At 66.0% G+C, this 14647-nt stretch carries 13 protein-coding genes and 1 pseudogene; all 14 read left to right on the forward strand.

Features of this window, described 5'->3' with window-relative positions; all coding sequences use genetic code 11:
- Positions 1-591, forward strand: a 591-nt coding sequence (locus tag ACCC94_RS20970; RefSeq protein WP_413351454.1) for an NAD(P)H-hydrate dehydratase, incomplete at its 5' end; no start/stop codon positions are given.
- Positions 579-1046, forward strand: coding sequence for a tRNA (adenosine(37)-N6)-threonylcarbamoyltransferase complex ATPase subunit type 1 TsaE (tsaE, locus tag ACCC94_RS20975; RefSeq protein ID WP_413351455.1), 468 nt, complete (start codon positions 579-581; stop codon positions 1044-1046). The genes ACCC94_RS20970 and tsaE, both read left to right, overlap by 13 nt.
- Before the next feature lie 7 nt (positions 1047-1053).
- Positions 1054-2484, forward strand: a complete 1431-nt coding sequence (gene amiB / locus ACCC94_RS20980) for an N-acetylmuramoyl-L-alanine amidase AmiB (RefSeq protein WP_413351456.1) — start codon at positions 1054-1056, stop codon at positions 2482-2484.
- Positions 2481-4388 (forward strand): DNA mismatch repair endonuclease MutL, encoded by a 1908-nt coding sequence (gene mutL, locus ACCC94_RS20985; protein WP_413351457.1) that lies wholly within the window; start codon positions 2481-2483, stop codon positions 4386-4388. Before amiB ends, mutL begins: the two co-directional genes overlap by 4 nt.
- 78 nt (positions 4389-4466) lie before the next feature.
- The gene (gene miaA / locus ACCC94_RS20990; RefSeq protein ID WP_413351458.1) at positions 4467-5429 is read left to right on the forward strand and encodes a tRNA (adenosine(37)-N6)-dimethylallyltransferase MiaA; all 963 of its coding nucleotides are present in this window, start codon (positions 4467-4469) and stop codon (positions 5427-5429) included.
- Between the two features lie 106 nt (positions 5430-5535).
- Positions 5536-5784: an RNA chaperone Hfq gene (gene hfq, locus ACCC94_RS20995; RefSeq protein WP_017520393.1), complete on the forward strand. Its 249-nt coding sequence runs from the start codon at positions 5536-5538 to the stop codon at positions 5782-5784.
- A 12-nt stretch (positions 5785-5796) separates the two neighbouring features.
- The gene (gene hflX, locus ACCC94_RS21000) at positions 5797-7098 is read left to right on the forward strand and encodes a ribosome rescue GTPase HflX (RefSeq protein ID WP_413351459.1); all 1302 of its coding nucleotides are present in this window, start codon (positions 5797-5799) and stop codon (positions 7096-7098) included.
- A gap of 95 nt (positions 7099-7193) precedes the next feature.
- On the forward strand, positions 7194-8366 hold the full coding sequence (gene hflK / locus ACCC94_RS21005) for an FtsH protease activity modulator HflK (RefSeq protein ID WP_413351460.1): 1173 nt from the start codon (positions 7194-7196) through the stop codon (positions 8364-8366).
- Positions 8366-9235, forward strand: coding sequence for a protease modulator HflC (gene hflC, locus ACCC94_RS21010; RefSeq protein ID WP_413351462.1), 870 nt, complete (start codon positions 8366-8368; stop codon positions 9233-9235). Before hflK ends, hflC begins: the two co-directional genes overlap by 1 nt.
- Before the next feature lie 341 nt (positions 9236-9576).
- The gene (locus ACCC94_RS21015) at positions 9577-9762 is read left to right on the forward strand and encodes a DUF2065 domain-containing protein (protein ID WP_037012084.1); all 186 of its coding nucleotides are present in this window, start codon (positions 9577-9579) and stop codon (positions 9760-9762) included.
- A gap of 34 nt (positions 9763-9796) precedes the next feature.
- Complete coding sequence (locus tag ACCC94_RS21020) at positions 9797-10975, forward strand: ATP phosphoribosyltransferase regulatory subunit (RefSeq protein ID WP_413351463.1); 1179 nt, start codon at positions 9797-9799, stop codon at positions 10973-10975.
- A gap of 66 nt (positions 10976-11041) precedes the next feature.
- On the forward strand, positions 11042-12337 hold the full coding sequence (locus ACCC94_RS21025; RefSeq protein WP_413351464.1) for an adenylosuccinate synthase: 1296 nt from the start codon (positions 11042-11044) through the stop codon (positions 12335-12337).
- 281 nt (positions 12338-12618) lie between these two features.
- Positions 12619-13554, forward strand: a pseudogene (locus ACCC94_RS21030) (HAMP domain-containing protein); the annotation flags it as partial.
- Complete coding sequence (locus tag ACCC94_RS21035) at positions 13528-14412, forward strand: methyl-accepting chemotaxis protein (protein ID WP_413351465.1); 885 nt, start codon at positions 13528-13530, stop codon at positions 14410-14412. The pseudogene ACCC94_RS21030 and the gene ACCC94_RS21035, both read left to right, overlap by 27 nt.
- The last annotated feature ends 235 nt before the right edge of the window (positions 14413-14647 follow it).

Consider the following 14647-nt stretch of genomic DNA (forward strand, 5'->3'; position numbering starts at 1 on the left):
TCCGCCGAGCTGCTACGCCTCGCCGAGCGCGCCGATGTGCTGGTGGTCGGCCCTGGTGTCGGTCGCGAAGCCTGGGGGCGCGTGCTGGTCAGCGCCGCCGCGAGCCTGGAGCGCCGGCAAGTGTGGGACGCCGATGCGCTCAACCTGCTGGCTGAAGGGCTTGTCGCTCGTCCGTCCGGCGACTGGGTGATCACTCCCCATCCGGCCGAAGCAGCGCGTCTGCTGGGTATTTCCACCGCCGAAGTCCAGGCCGACCGGCCGAAAGCCGCGCACGCGCTCGCGCAGCGCTATCAGGCAGTGGTCGTGCTCAAGGGCGTCGGCAGCCTGATCGCCTCTGCGGATGGCCGGTTGGCGCTGTGCAGTCACGGGCATCCCGCCATGGCCGGCGCCGGGCTGGGGGACGTACTGTCCGGTGTCCTCGGTGCGCTGCTCGCACAGGGGCTGCCTGCTTTCGAGGCCGCCTGCCTGGCAGTCTGGCTGCATGCGCGCGCCGGCGAGGCGCTCGGCGCGCAAGGGCGCGGCCTGGCTGCCGCTGATCTGATTCCTGCCGTTCGTCAGTTGCTCGAGGAGCTGTCCCCATGCCTGAACTGAATCTGTTCGCCGACGGCGAAGAGGCCATGGTCGATCTCGGCCGCCGGATTGCCGAAGCGACCCGTGGGCGCGGGATCATCTACCTGCATGGCGACCTGGGGGCGGGCAAGACCACGCTGTCGCGCGGCATCCTGCGGGGACTGGGGCATGGCGGATCGGTGAAGAGCCCGACCTTCACCCTGGTCGAACCCTACGAAATCGGCGATCTGCGCGCCTTCCACTTCGACCTCTACCGCCTCGCCGACCCGGAGGAACTGGAGTTCCTCGGTATCCGCGACTACTTCGAGGGCGACGCGTTGTGCCTGATCGAGTGGGCGGAGCGCGGCAAAGGCATTTTGCCAAAGGCCGACATGGACATTACCATTGTTCCGCATGCGGGCGGACGCATGCTGCGCCTCGACCCGCACGGAACACGGGGCGAAGCCTGGTGTGCCGCCCTGGCCACGGGAGCATAGAAAAAAGATGGGTTGGGGGTTGCGCCTTCGGGCGTTGTTTATCGGGGTGTCCGTTCTGCTGGCATTCTTTGCCGGCGAGGTTTCTGCCGCCACGCAAATCAAGAGCGTGCGCATCTGGCGCGCGCCGGACAACACACGCCTGGTGTTCGACCTGTCCGGCCCGGTACAGCACAGTCTGTTCACCCTGAGTGCGCCCAACCGCATCGTCGTCGATATCAATGGCGCGCAGATGTCCGCCGCCCTCGACAAGCTCAAGCTGAACAACACGCCGATCACCGCGATGCGCTCCGCCCAGCGCTCGCCCACCGACCTGCGCCTGGTGCTGGACCTGAAGAACGCGGTCACGCCCAAGAGCTTCGTGCTGCCGCCGAACCAGCAGTACGGCAACCGCCTGGTCGTCGACCTCTATGACCAGGGCGCCGACATCGCTCCGGATGTCCCCGCGACCCCGACGCCCAGCGTGCCTGCCACGCCGGTCAGCCCGGCGCAGTCGGTGGCGAAGATTCCCGCACCGAGCAGCGGCGGCAAGCGCGACATCGTGATCGCCATCGATGCCGGCCACGGCGGCGAAGACCCTGGCGCCCTCGGCCCGAACGGCCTGCACGAGAAGAACATCACGCTGTCGATCGCCCGCGAACTGCAGCGGCAGATCAACCAGATGAAGGGCTTCCGCGCCGAACTGACGCGCACCGGCGACTACTTCATCCCGCTGCGCAACCGCACCGTGATCGCCCGCAAGAAGGGCGCGGACCTGTTCGTCTCCATCCACGCCGACGCCGCGCCCAGCCGCAGCGCCTTCGGCGCCTCGGTGTTCGCCCTGTCCGACCGTGGCGCCACTTCCGAAACCGCTCGCTGGCTGGCCGACACGGAAAACCGCTCCGACCTCATCGGCGGCGACGGCGGCGTGAACCTCGACGACAAGGACAAGATGCTCGCCGGCGTGCTGCTCGACCTGTCGATGACCGCCACCATGTCTTCCAGCCTGGACGTCGGCCACAAGGTGCTGACCAGCGTCGGCCGCGTGACCCCGCTGCACAAGCGCCGCGTGGAACAGGCCGGCTTCATGGTGCTGAAATCCCCGGACATCCCGTCGATCCTGGTGGAAACCGGCTTCATCTCCAACCCGAACGAATCCGCCAAGCTGGCCAGCGGTTCGCACCAGCAGGCGCTGGCGCGTTCCATTGCCAGCGGCGTGCGCCAGTACTTCGTGCAGACCCCGCCGCCGGGCACCTACATCGCTTCGCTGCGCGATGGCGGCCAGCTGGCTTCCGGCCCGCGTGAGTATGTCGTGCGCAGTGGTGACAGCCTGGCGATGGTTGCCAGCCGCTTTGACGTCAGCACGGCCTCGATCCGCAGCGCCAATTCGCTCAAGAGCGATGAGCTGAAGATCGGCCAGGTGCTGAAGATTCCGGGCACCTCCCTGGCGTCGCAGCAATGAGCGATGTGCGCCGTATCCAGCTGCTGACCCCGCGGCTGGCGAACCAGATCGCTGCCGGCGAAGTGGTCGAACGACCCGCGTCGGTCATCAAGGAACTGCTGGAAAACTGCCTGGACGCGGGCGCCAGGCGCATCGACATCGAAGTCGAGCAGGGCGGCGTCAAGCTGCTGCGCGTGCGCGACGATGGCAGCGGGATTCCGGCCGAGGACCTGCCGCTGGCCCTGGCGCGCCACGCCACCAGCAAGATCCGCGAACTGGAAGACCTGGAGCGGGTGATGAGCCTGGGCTTCCGGGGCGAGGCGCTGGCCTCGATCAGCTCCGTCTCGCGCCTGACCCTGACCTCCCGCACCGCCGACGCCGAGCAGGCCTGGCAGGTAGAGGTCGAGGGTCGCGACATGGAATCCACCGTGAAGCCGGCGGCCCATCCGGTGGGCACCAGCATCGAAGTGCGCGACCTGTTCTTCAACACCCCGGCGCGGCGCAAGTTCCTGCGCGCCGAGAAGACCGAATTCGATCACCTGCAGGAGGTCATCAAGCGGCTGGCGCTGGCGCGCTTCGACGTGGCTTTCCACCTGCGCCACAACGGCAAGACCATCCTCTCCCTGCATGAGGCGAAGGACGAGGCCTCCCGCGCACGCCGCGTGGGCGCCGTATGCAGCACTGGCTTCCTCGAACAGGCACTGCCCATCGAAGTGGAGCGCAACGGCCTGCACCTGTGGGGCTGGGTCGGCCTGCCGACCTTCTCCCGCAGCCAGCCGGACCTCCAGTATTTCTACGTGAACGGCCGCATGGTGCGCGACAAGCTGGTCGCCCACGCGGTCCGCCAGGCTTATCGCGACGTGCTGTACAACGGTCGTCATCCGACCTTCGTGCTGTTCTTCGAGGTCGATCCGGCGGTGGTGGACGTCAACGTCCATCCGACCAAGCATGAGGTGCGCTTCCGCGACAGCCGCATGGTCCACGACTTCCTCTACGGCACCCTGCACCGGGCGCTGGCGGAAGTGCGCCCGGACGACCAGCTGGCGCCGCCGGGTGCGACCACATTGACCGTGCCGCGCCCCACCGGTGCGGAAGCCGGAGAATTCGGCCCGCAAGGCGAGATGCGCCTGTCCGAGACCGTGCTCGAAGCCCCTGCTGCCGCCCGTGCCTGGCAGCCGAGCCCGGCTTCCGGCGGTTCCAGTGGTGGTGGCGGTGGTTACAGCTACCAGCCGAACCGCCCGGACATCCCGCCGATCCAGGAGGCCCAGGGCGCCTACAAGGCCTATTTCGCCCCGTTGCCCGACCAGGCGCCGCAGGCGCTGCCGGAAAGCAGCCAGGACGTGCCGCCGCTCGGTTATGCACTGGCGCAGCTCAAGGGCATCTACATCCTCTCGGAGAACGCCCACGGCCTGGTGCTGGTGGACATGCACGCCGCCCACGAACGGATCATGTACGAGCGCCTGAAGACCGCCATGGCCAGCGAAGGCCTGCGCGGCCAGCCGCTGCTGGTGCCCGAGTCCATCGCCGTCAGCGAGCGCGAGGCGGATTGCGCCGAGGAACATGGCGCCTGGTTCTCCCGGCTCGGCTTCGAGTTGCAGCGGCTCGGCCCGGAAACCCTGGCCATCCGCCAGATTCCCGCGTTGCTCAAGCAGGCCGAAGCGACCCAACTGGTGCGCGACGTGCTGGCCGACCTGTTGGAGTACGGCACCAGCGACCGCATCCAGGCGCACCTCAACGAGCTGCTCGGCACCATGGCTTGCCATGGCGCGGTACGCGCCAACCGCCGCCTGACCCTGCCGGAGATGAATGGCCTGCTGCGCGACATGGAAGTGACCGAGCGCAGCGGCCAGTGCAACCACGGCCGGCCGACCTGGACCCAGCTGGGGCTCGACGAACTGGACAAGCTGTTCCTGCGCGGGCGTTGATTTTCGTAAGCCTGCGTTCAGGAAAGTGCAGTAAACTGCGCGCCAAACGATTCAGCAGTGCGCAAGAACGAGCTCCCGATGTCCCTGCCTCCCGCGATATTCCTCATGGGCCCCACCGCCGCCGGCAAGACCGACCTGGCGCTGGAGCTGGCGCGCCTGCTGCCGGTAGAGCTCATCAGTGTCGACTCGGCACTGATCTACCGTGGCATGGACATCGGCACCGCCAAGCCGCCCCGCGAGGTGCTAGAGGAATTCCCCCACCGCCTGATCGATATCCGTGACCCCAGCGAGGCCTATTCGGCGGCGGAATTCCGCGCCGACGCCCTGGCGTCCATGGCCGAGATCACCGCGGCCGGGAAGATCCCGCTGCTGGTCGGCGGCACCATGCTGTATTTCAAGGCTTTGCTGGAAGGGCTGGCCGACATGCCCAGCGCAGACCCTGCCGTGCGCACCGAGCTGGAGACCTGGGCCGCCACCGAAGGCTGGGGCGCCCTGCATGAAGAATTGGCGCGCGTCGACCCGGAGTCCGCCGCGCGCATCCATCCCAATGACCCCCAGCGACTTGTCCGGGCCCTCGAGGTCTACCGCGTAAGCGGTATGTCCATGACTGCACACCGCCTTCGCCAGGCGAGTGAAAATGCGGGTCTTGGCGCGCAAGGCAGTGGACAATTACCGTATACTGTGGCTCATCTGGCGATCGCGCCTCTGCAGCGCCAGGTATTGCACGAGCGTATCGCGCAACGTTTTGACCAGATGCTGGAACAGGGCTTCATCGCCGAGGTCGAACGCCTTCGCGCAAGGAATGACTTGCACGTGGGGCTGCCATCCATAAGAGCGGTGGGGTACCGACAGGTATGGGATTACCTCGAGGGCAAACTGTCCTACGCTGAGATGGTGGAGCGCGGCGTCATCGCCACGCGGCAACTGGCCAAGCGCCAGTTCACCTGGCTCCGCAGTTGGAGCGATCTACACTGGTTGGACAGTCAGGCGAGCGACAATTTGCCGCGTGCCTTGAAATACTTTGAGGCGGTCTCCATATAGGCTCGAGACCTTAATTCCGGCCGTCTATCCTTGGGGTTCAGGACGGCGTTAAGCCAAATTCGACTACTACTAAATCAGTTATTTACCCTTACAAGGAGTGCGGCATATGTCAAAAGGGCATTCGCTACAAGACCCTTACCTCAATACCCTGCGCAAAGAACGCGTTCCGGTTTCCATCTATCTCGTCAACGGCATCAAGCTGCAGGGCCAGATCGAATCCTTCGACCAGTTCGTCATCCTGCTGAAGAACACTGTCAGCCAGATGGTCTACAAGCACGCTATTTCCACCGTGGTTCCCAGCCGCCCCGTGCGCCTGCCCACCGGTGATCAACCGGCCGAGCCGGGCAACGTTTGACGGGAGTCCGCCTTGTTCTTTGAGCGCCCGGGTGGTGGGGAACGGGCCATTCTGGTCCATCTGGAAGGTCAGGACCCCGAGGCGCGCGAAGACCCGCAGGAATTCCAGGAGCTGGCCCGTTCGGCAGGCGCGGAAGCGGTCGCTTTCGTCAGCATTTCGCGCCATCAGCCCTCAGCCAAGTACCTGATCGGCACCGGCAAGGTCGAAGAGTTGCACGACCTCGTCCATGCCGAGAAGGTCGAGCTGATCATCTTCAATCACACCCTCACGCCGAGCCAGGAGCGCAACCTCGAGCGAGCGCTCGAATGCCGCGTGCTCGATCGTACGGGTCTGATCCTCGATATCTTCGCCCAGCGCGCCCGCACCCATGAGGGCAAGCTGCAGGTGGAGCTCGCCCAGCTGGAACACATGAGCACGCGCCTGGTGCGCGGCTGGACTCACCTTGAGCGCCAGAAGGGCGGTATCGGTCTGCGCGGCCCGGGTGAAACCCAGCTGGAAACCGACCGCCGCCTGCTGCGTGGGCGCATCCGCCAGATCAAGTCACGCCTGGAGAAGGTCCGCAGCCAGCGCGAGCAGGCCCGTCGCGGCCGTCGTCGCGCGGAGATTCCGGCGGTGTCCCTGGTGGGCTACACCAACGCCGGCAAGTCCACGCTGTTCAATGCGCTGACCACTTCCGAGGTCTATGCGGCCGACCAGCTGTTCGCCACCCTCGACCCGACCCTGCGCCGCCTGGAGCTGGATGATGTCGGGCCGATCGTGCTGGCCGATACCGTGGGTTTCATTCGTCACCTGCCGCACAAGCTGGTGGAGGCGTTTCGAGCTACCTTGGAAGAGTCCAGCAACTCCGATCTGCTGCTGCATGTGATCGACTCCCACGAGCCGGATCGCGATGCGCAGATCGAACAGGTGCTGGCGGTGCTCAAGGAGATCGGTGCGAACGAGTTGCCGATGCTCGAGGTGTACAACAAGATCGACCTGCTGCCGGACATGCAGCCGATGATCCAGCGCGACGAGCTGGGCAAGCCGGTCCGGGTCTGGCTGTCGGCGCGTGAGTCGCGCGGGCTGGAATTGCTGGAGCAGGCGATTGCCGAGTTGCTGGGGGAGGACATGTTCGTTGGAACGCTCTGCCTGCCGCAGCGCCTGGGGCGACTCCGTGCTCAGTTCTTCGAGCTGGGTGCGGTACAGTCCGAGGGTCACGATGACGAGGGGCGCGCCGTATTGCAGGTCCGCCTGCCGCGTGTCGAGTTGAACCGCATGGTGAGCCGCGAAGGCTGGCAGCCGGCGGAGTTCATTGCGCAACACACTTTGCAATAAAGCCCGGCACGCTGCTTTTGGCAGGGTAAGGGGCATTCGGTAGCATAGGTGGGCGCGCCGTAGGCGCGTTTTCGCGTTATCAGATGGAGAGCGCTATGGCTTGGAATGAGCCGGGTGACAACTCGAACAAGAACGACCAGGACCCCTGGGGTGGACGCCGTGGTGGCGGTCGCCAGGGCCCGCCTGATCTGGATGAGGCGTTCCGCAAGCTGCAGGACAGCCTGAACGGGATTTTCGGCAAACCCAAGCGCGGCAGCGGCTCGGGCGGTGGCGGCGGTGGTCGGGGCGGTAGCCTCGGGCTGTTCGGCATCGGCCTGGCGATCCTCGCCGTGCTGTGGCTGTACAACGCCATCTACGTGGTGGACGAACAGGAGCAGGCGGTGATCCTGCGCTTCGGCCAGTACCACGAGACCGTGGGCCCCGGCCTGAACATCTACTTCCCGCCGATCGACAGGAAGTTCCAGGAGAACGTCACCCGCGAGCGTGCCTACAGCAAGCAGGGTCAGATGCTCACCGAGGACGAGAACATCGTCGAGGTTCCGCTGACCGTGCAGTACAAGGTCAGCAACCTGAAGGACTTCGTGCTCAACGTCGACCAGCCGGAAGTGAGCCTGCAGCACGCCACCGAAAGCGCCCTGCGCCACGTGGCCGGCTCCACCACCATGGACAAGATCCTCACCGAGGGCCGCGAACAGATGGCCACCGAGGTGCGCGATCGCCTGCAGCGCTTCCTCGATACCTACAAGACCGGTATCACGGTGACCCAGGTGAACATCCAGAGCGCCGCCGCGCCGCGTGAAGTACAGGAAGCGTTCGACGACGTGATCCGTGCCCGCGAGGACGAGCAGCGCGAGAAGAACCAGGCCGAAGCCTACGCCAATGGCGTGGTGCCCGAGGCCCGCGGCCAGGCGCAGCGCATCATCGAGGAAGCCAACGGCTACCGCGATGAAGTGGTCTCCCGCGCCCAGGGTGAGGCGGATCGCTTCGCCAAGCTCGCCGCCGAGTACCACAAGGCACCGGAAGTCACCCGTCAGCGCCTGTATCTGGACACCATGCAGGACGTCCTGAGCCAGAGCAGCAAGGTCCTGGTCACCGGCCAGCAAGGTCAGAACAACCTGATCTACCTGCCGCTGGACAAGATGATGGATGGCCGTGGTTCGGCAGCTCCGAGCTCCGCGCCTAGCGCGAGCAGCAGCACGCCGGATATCGGTTCGCGGGTCGCCAGCGACCTGCAGCAGCGTGACACGCGTACCCGGGAGAGCCGCTGATGAGTAACAAGTCCCTGATCGCCCTCATCGCGGGTGTGGTGGTTGCTGTTGCGCTCTGGAGCAGCGTCTACGTGGTGCAGCAGACCGAGCGCGCCGTCATGCTGCGCTTCGGTCGCGTGGTCGAGCCAGACGTGAAGCCCGGCCTGCACTTCAAGATTCCGTACGTCAACACGGTGCGCAAGTTCGACGGCCGCCTGCTGACCCTGGACTCGCCGACCCAGCGTTTCCTGACGCTGGAGAAGAAAGCGGTGATGGTCGACGCCTACGCCAAGTGGCGCGTCTCCGATGCCGAGCGCTTCTACACCGCGACCTCCGGCATGAAGCAGATCGCCGACGAGCGTCTGTCCCGTCGCCTGGAAGCCGGCCTGCGCGACCAGTTCGGCAAGCGCACCCTGCACGAAGTGGTGTCGGGTGAGCGTGATGCGCTGATGGGCGATATCACCGCTTCGCTGAACCGCATGGCGCAGAAGGAGCTGGGTATCGAGGTGGTCGACGTTCGCGTCAAGGCCATCGACCTGCCCAAGGAAGTGAACCGCAGCGTGTTCGAGCGCATGAGCACCGAGCGTGAGCGGGAAGCCCGCGAGCACCGCGCCAAGGGTCGCGAGCTGGCCGAAGGTATCCGCGCGGATGCCGATCGTCAGCGTCGCGTACTGCTGGCCGAGGCGTATCGCGAGTCGGAAGAGACCCGCGGTGACGGCGATGCGAAGGCGGCGGCGATCTATGCCAAGGCCTACACCGCCGATCCGGAGTTCTACGCCTTCACTCGCAGCCTCAAGGCATACCGCGAGAGCTTTGCCGACAAGAAGGACGTGCTGGTGCTCGATCCGAGCAACGAGTTCTTCCGCTACCTGGAAAAAGCTAAACCCTGAGGGGGCGTCGACGCTTCGCCGTGATCGCGCCGAGCCCCGTGTTGCGAGTTGTCCCGATTCCAAGTGTAGGCTCGGGCGCCGCGCAACACGGGGCTCGTCCCTTCGGGTTGCGCGTCAAATCACGCCATGCGTCGTTGCGGGACTAGGCAAGGGACAGCCATTGCCGTCGTCCCGCGTCTAGCCTGGCGTGATTTGACGCAGCAACGCGATTCACGCCGAAACATCAACGGCCCTTCGTAAGTCTCCGGCGGGCGGCAGCGCCCGCCGGAGAAATCGTGTTATCATGGGTCAGCCGGGAAATCCCGGCTTTTTTGCGTCCGCGAGAATGATGTACGAGAGCCATGTGGCAGGAATTCGGCAAGGCGTTCTGTCTGTTGCTGGTGCTGGAAGGCATCCTTCCGTTCCTGTACCCGCGTGGTTGGCGCGACGCCGTGAGCGGGCTCGGGCGCCTTGGCGACCGCAGTCTGAGACTCATCGGGCTGGGCAGCATGCTGCTCGGCACCGTCCTTCTTTACTGCATTCATTGAAGTGCCGCCCGGCCTAAAAAAGGAGAGAGGCGACATGGCAACGGTAGACCGCTGGCTGCTGCCAGATGGGATCGAAGAAGTGCTGCCACCGGAGGCGGCTCGCGTTGAAGCAGCCCGCCGCCAGGTGCTGGACCTGTTCCAGCGCTGGGGTTACGAGTTCGTCGTCACCCCGCATATCGAATACCTGGAATCCCTGCTGACCGGCGCCGGTCAGGATCTGGACCTGCGTACCTTCAAGGTCACCGATCCGGCTTCCGGCCGCCTGATGGGCTTCCGCGCGGACATCACGCCGCAAGTGGCGCGCATGGACGCCCATAGCCTGCGTCGCGAAGGCCCGAACCGCCTGTGCTATGCCGGTAGCGTGCTGCATGCCCGCCCGCGTGCGCTGGCGACTTCGCGCAGCCCGATCCAGCTGGGTGCCGAGCTGTACGGCGACACCGGCTCGGCCGGCGACGTCGAAGTCATCAGCCTGCTGCTCGACATGCTCGAGATGGCCCAGGTGCCGGATGTGCACATGGACCTCGGTCACGTCGGTATCTACCGTGGCCTGGCCCAGGCGGCCGGACTGTCCGGCGAAGTCGAGCAACTGCTGTTCGACGCCCTGCAACGCAAGGCCGTCGACGAAGTCGCGGCGCTGACCGAGGGCCTGCCTGCCGGAATCGCCGGCATGCTCCGCGCGCTCGCCGAGCTCTGTGGCAGTCGCGAAGTGCTGGACCAGGCGCGGGAAGTGCTCGCCGATGCTCCGGCCAACGTCCAGGCGGCACTGGCCGACCTGACCGCCATCGCCGATTCGCTGGCCGCGCGTTTCCCGCAGCTGCCGCTGTACTTCGACCTCGGCGAGCTGCGCGGCTATCACTATCACACGGGCGTGGTGTTTGCCGCGTTCGTGCCCGGGGTTGGCGAGTCCATTGCCCAGGGCGGCCGTTACGACGACATCGGCGCCGACTTCGGCCGTGCGCGTCCGGCCACCGGTTTCTCTACCGACCTCAAGACCCTGGTCACTCTCGGCCGCGCCCAGCTCGACGAGCCGCGCACCGGAGTCTGGGCGCCGGCCGATGGCGCTGGCTTGTGGCAGGCGGTGCAGCAGTTGCGCCGTCAGGGCGTGCGCGTGGTACAGGCGCTGCCCGGCCAGGATGTGGCTTCGGCTTCCGAAGCGGGCTGCGACCGGCAATTGCTGGTTCGCGATGGCAATTGGCAGGTGGCTGCGCTCTGAGGCGCGCCACTTCGAGTTTCTGCCGGCCGCGGCCGGCACCGAACATCCACGATGGGGACAAGAGTTATGGGTAAGAATGTCGTAGTCCTGGGCACCCAGTGGGGTGATGAGGGCAAAGGCAAGATCGTCGACCTGCTGACCGACCAGGCTGCTGCCGTGGTGCGTTACCAGGGCGGCCACAACGCCGGTCATACCCTGGTAGTGGGCGGTGAGAAGACCGTTCTGCACCTGATCCCGTCGGGCATCCTGCGCGAAGGCGTGCAGTGCCTGATCGGTAACGGTGTGGTGCTGGCGCCCGACGCGCTGATGCGCGAGATCGCCAAGCTGGAAGAGAAGGGCGTACCGGTGCGCGAGCGCCTGCGCATCAGCCCGTCCTGCCCGCTGATCCTGTCCTTCCACGTGGCCCTGGACCAGGCTCGCGAGAAGGCCCGTGGCGACGCGAAGATCGGCACCACCGGTCGCGGCATCGGCCCGGCATACGAAGACAAGGTGGCGCGCCGTGGCCTGCGCGTGGGCGACCTGTTCCACCGCGAGCGTTTCGCCGCCAAGCTGGGTGAGGTTCTGGATTACCACAACTTCGTCCTGCAGCACTATTACAAGGAGCCGGCCGTCGACTTCCAGAAGACCCTGGATGAGTGCATGGCCTACGCCGAAGAGCTGCGTCCGCTGATGATCGACGTGACCTCGGCCCTGCACGACCTGCGTCGCGCCAACGAGAACATCATGTTCGAAGGTGCCCAGGGCTCGCTGCTGGACATCGACCACGGCACCTACCCCTTCGTCACCAGCTCCAACACCACCGCCGGCGGCACCGCTACCGGTTCGGGTTTCGGTCCGCTGTACCTGGACTACATCCTGGGCATCACCAAGGCCTACACCACCCGCGTGGGTTCCGGCCCGTTCCCGACCGAGCTGTTCGATGAAGTCGGCGCGCGCCTGGCCAAGGTCGGCCACGAGTTCGGCGCCACCACCGGCCGCGCCCGTCGTTGCGGCTGGTTCGATGCCGTCATCCTGCGTCGCGCCATCGAGATCAACAGCCTGTCCGGCCTGTGCCTGACCAAGCTGGACGTCCTCGACGGCCTGGAAACCGTGCGCATCTGCACCGGCTACAAGAACGCCGCCGGCGAACTGCTGACCGACGCGCCGACCGATGCCGACAGCTACATCGGCCTGCAGCCGATCTACGAAGACCTGCCGGGCTGGAGCGAATCCACCGTCGGCGTCCAGAGTCTGGAAGGCCTGCCGGCCAATGCGCGCGCCTACATCAAGCGCATCGAGGAGCTGGTCGGTGCGCCCATCGACATCATCTCCACCGGCCCTGACCGCGCCGAGACCATCGTCCTGCGCCATCCGTTCGGCTGATTCCAGGCCGTGCACTGCAGCGGGCCGCTCATGCGGCCCGTTGTCGTTTCTGCTGCTCGGTTTAACGGCACGCGCTTTGCTGGAGAATCGGATCGGCGCCTTTCGCGCCAGACATCCGTTACGTCCGGAGGAGTTCCGCCGTGTCCGCCGTCCTGTCCTTGTTGCGCAGCCGCCTGCTGCGTCCTGCTTTCATCGCCCTTGGGATAGCGCTGCTGGTGCAGCTGGCGATCGCCCTCTGGCTTACCCGTAGCACCGTCGATGCCCTGGCCAGCGAGCTGGGTGTGCATCTTGGTAGCGAATCGCAACGCCTGGCCGGCGAGTTGGAGCAGGCTGGCAGGGAAGTTACTTCCGGGCTGAACGACTTGTCCGCGCGAACCCGTGAGCGTCTGGGCTCGGCGCTCTCTGCGCGACTGGAGGAAGAGCAAGGGCAGTTGCGTGAAGGTCTGGAGCAGAGCCTGCGTCAATCCGCCACCGAATTGGCGCAGCTGCTGGCGGCCGTGGCGCCCAAGGCCATGTGGGACAACGATGTTCCGCTGCTTTCCGACTACGCCCGGCGGGCCCAGGCCAACCCCAATGTGCTTTTCGTGGTCTACGACGATCCACAGGGGCAGCACCTTACCCGTTATCTCAATCGCGAAGACGTGCGGATCAAGGCGTTGCTGGAAAAAGGCAAGGGCGAGCGTGCGCTGGACAAGGTGCTGGAAGCGGCGAGCCATGACGGCTCGGTGTTCCTCGTCGAGGCGCCGATCAGTCCTAACGGCGTGGTCATCGGTACGGTGCGCCTGGGTGTCTCCACCGACGCCATCGAAAAGCAGATCGCCGCCCTCGACCAGCGCTTTTCCGCCCTGGTCGCCAGTGGCGATCAACTGGTGGGCGACAGCCTTGCCGGCGCCGCGGCCGACAGCACCAGGGCCCTCACGGCCCGACTGCAATCGGCGAAGCAGGCGGCGGAGGGCATGAGCCAGGGTGCCAGGGCCTCCATCGAAGAGGCGGCGGCAACGTTGCGTTGGCGCATCGGCATGGGACTGCTCCTGGTCGGTCTCGGTGTCCTGCTGTGCCTGGCGGTGGTACTCGGGCGCCGTGTGGTGAATCGTCTGCGCCTGCTGATCGATGCGCTGGACGACCTGGCGGCCGGGGAGGGCGATCTGACTCGGCGTGTGCGGCTGGACAGCCGAGACGAACTGGGCGAGATGGCAGCAGCGGTGAACCGCTTCGTCGACAAGCTCCAGCCCATCGTGCGTGAAGCGGGGCAGGTGGCGCAGCAGACCGGCAGCGAAATCGCCGCACTGGCCAGTCGCAGCGCCAGTGCCGAAGCGGCGGCAGACCGGCAGCGCAATGAAGTGGCGGGTAGCCTGGAGGCGCTCTCCGGCATGGCGGCGGAAGCCGAGATGGAAAGTCGCTCCATGCAGGCGGCGCTCGCGCGGGTCGGAGAGATCCGCAAGGCGGCGCAGGACAATGCGGCGATTGCCCGCAGGGTGGGTGGTCTGATCGAGACCCTGGAATCGCGCGTGCAGAACGGCGCCGGCGTGATCGAGCGTCTGGCGCGGCAGAGCGAGCAGATCGAGGTAGTGCTTTCGGTGATTCATGGCATCGCCGAGCAGACCAACCTGCTGGCGCTGAACGCGGCCATCGAGGCAGCGCGCGCGGGCGAGAGCGGTCGCGGTTTTGCCGTGGTGGCGGACGAGGTGCGTGCGCTGGCCAGCAAGACCCAGCAATCCACCGGCGATATCCAGTCGCATATCGGTGCGCTGCAGGAAGGGGCGCGTGAGGCGGTGGCTGCCATCGGGCAGGCTCGCGAACAGGCGGTGCAGGGGTTGGCGGCGTTGCAGGACAGCGAACGGCTGCAACGCGAGGTGCAGGCTGCGGTGGAAGAAGTGCACGGCGCCATCGAGGCCGCGACGCATTCGGCGCAGCAGCAGGCGGCGGGCGCTGCGGCGGTGCGCGGGCGAGTCGAGGTAATCCATGCCGAAGCGAGTCGCGCGGCGGAAGCGGTGAGTGCCACTGCCAGCAGTGGGCGTGTGCTCGATGGGCTGGCTGGTCAGCTGCGCGCCAGTCTGGGGCAATTCAAGGCTTGATGCGGCTTTTGCAGGAGCGGGCTCCGTCCGCGATAGGTCCGCATCGCGCCGGATACCGTCGCGGGCGGAGTCCGCTCCTGCGCAAGGTTTGGATTTCCGGAATGGCAGAAAGCCGAAAACGAAAAAGCCGAGCAGTGCTCGGCTTTTTCGTTTGAAGATGGTGCCCAGGAGAAGACTCGAACTTCCACGGTGTTGCCACCGCTAGGACCTGAACCTAGTGCGTCTACCAATTCCG

Origin of the sequence: Pseudomonas sp. Pseusp97 (assembly GCF_047304025.1) — a bacterium.
Taxonomy (GTDB): Bacteria; Pseudomonadota; Gammaproteobacteria; order Pseudomonadales; family Pseudomonadaceae; genus Pseudomonas.

What these genes read in the sequence shown, in the direction of transcription:
- ACCC94_RS21025 (WP_413351464.1), top strand. Translation starts at nt 11,042, where the DNA reads ATGGGTAAGAATGTCGTAGTCCTGGGCACCCAGTGGGGTGATGAGGGC.
- tsaE (WP_413351455.1), top strand. Translation starts at nt 579, where the DNA reads ATGCCTGAACTGAATCTGTTCGCCGACGGCGAAGAGGCCATGGTCGAT.
- hfq (WP_017520393.1), top strand. Translation starts at nt 5,536, where the DNA reads ATGTCAAAAGGGCATTCGCTACAAGACCCTTACCTCAATACCCTGCGC.
- hflK (WP_413351460.1), top strand. Translation starts at nt 7,194, where the DNA reads ATGGCTTGGAATGAGCCGGGTGACAACTCGAACAAGAACGACCAGGAC.
- amiB (WP_413351456.1), top strand. Translation starts at nt 1,054, where the DNA reads ATGGGTTGGGGGTTGCGCCTTCGGGCGTTGTTTATCGGGGTGTCCGTT.
- mutL (WP_413351457.1), top strand. Translation starts at nt 2,481, where the DNA reads ATGAGCGATGTGCGCCGTATCCAGCTGCTGACCCCGCGGCTGGCGAAC.
- hflC (WP_413351462.1), top strand. Translation starts at nt 8,366, where the DNA reads ATGAGTAACAAGTCCCTGATCGCCCTCATCGCGGGTGTGGTGGTTGCT.
- ACCC94_RS21015 (WP_037012084.1), top strand. Translation starts at nt 9,577, where the DNA reads ATGTGGCAGGAATTCGGCAAGGCGTTCTGTCTGTTGCTGGTGCTGGAA.
- ACCC94_RS21035 (WP_413351465.1), top strand. Translation starts at nt 13,528, where the DNA reads ATGGCAGCAGCGGTGAACCGCTTCGTCGACAAGCTCCAGCCCATCGTG.
- miaA (WP_413351458.1), top strand. Translation starts at nt 4,467, where the DNA reads ATGTCCCTGCCTCCCGCGATATTCCTCATGGGCCCCACCGCCGCCGGC.
- ACCC94_RS21020 (WP_413351463.1), top strand. Translation starts at nt 9,797, where the DNA reads ATGGCAACGGTAGACCGCTGGCTGCTGCCAGATGGGATCGAAGAAGTG.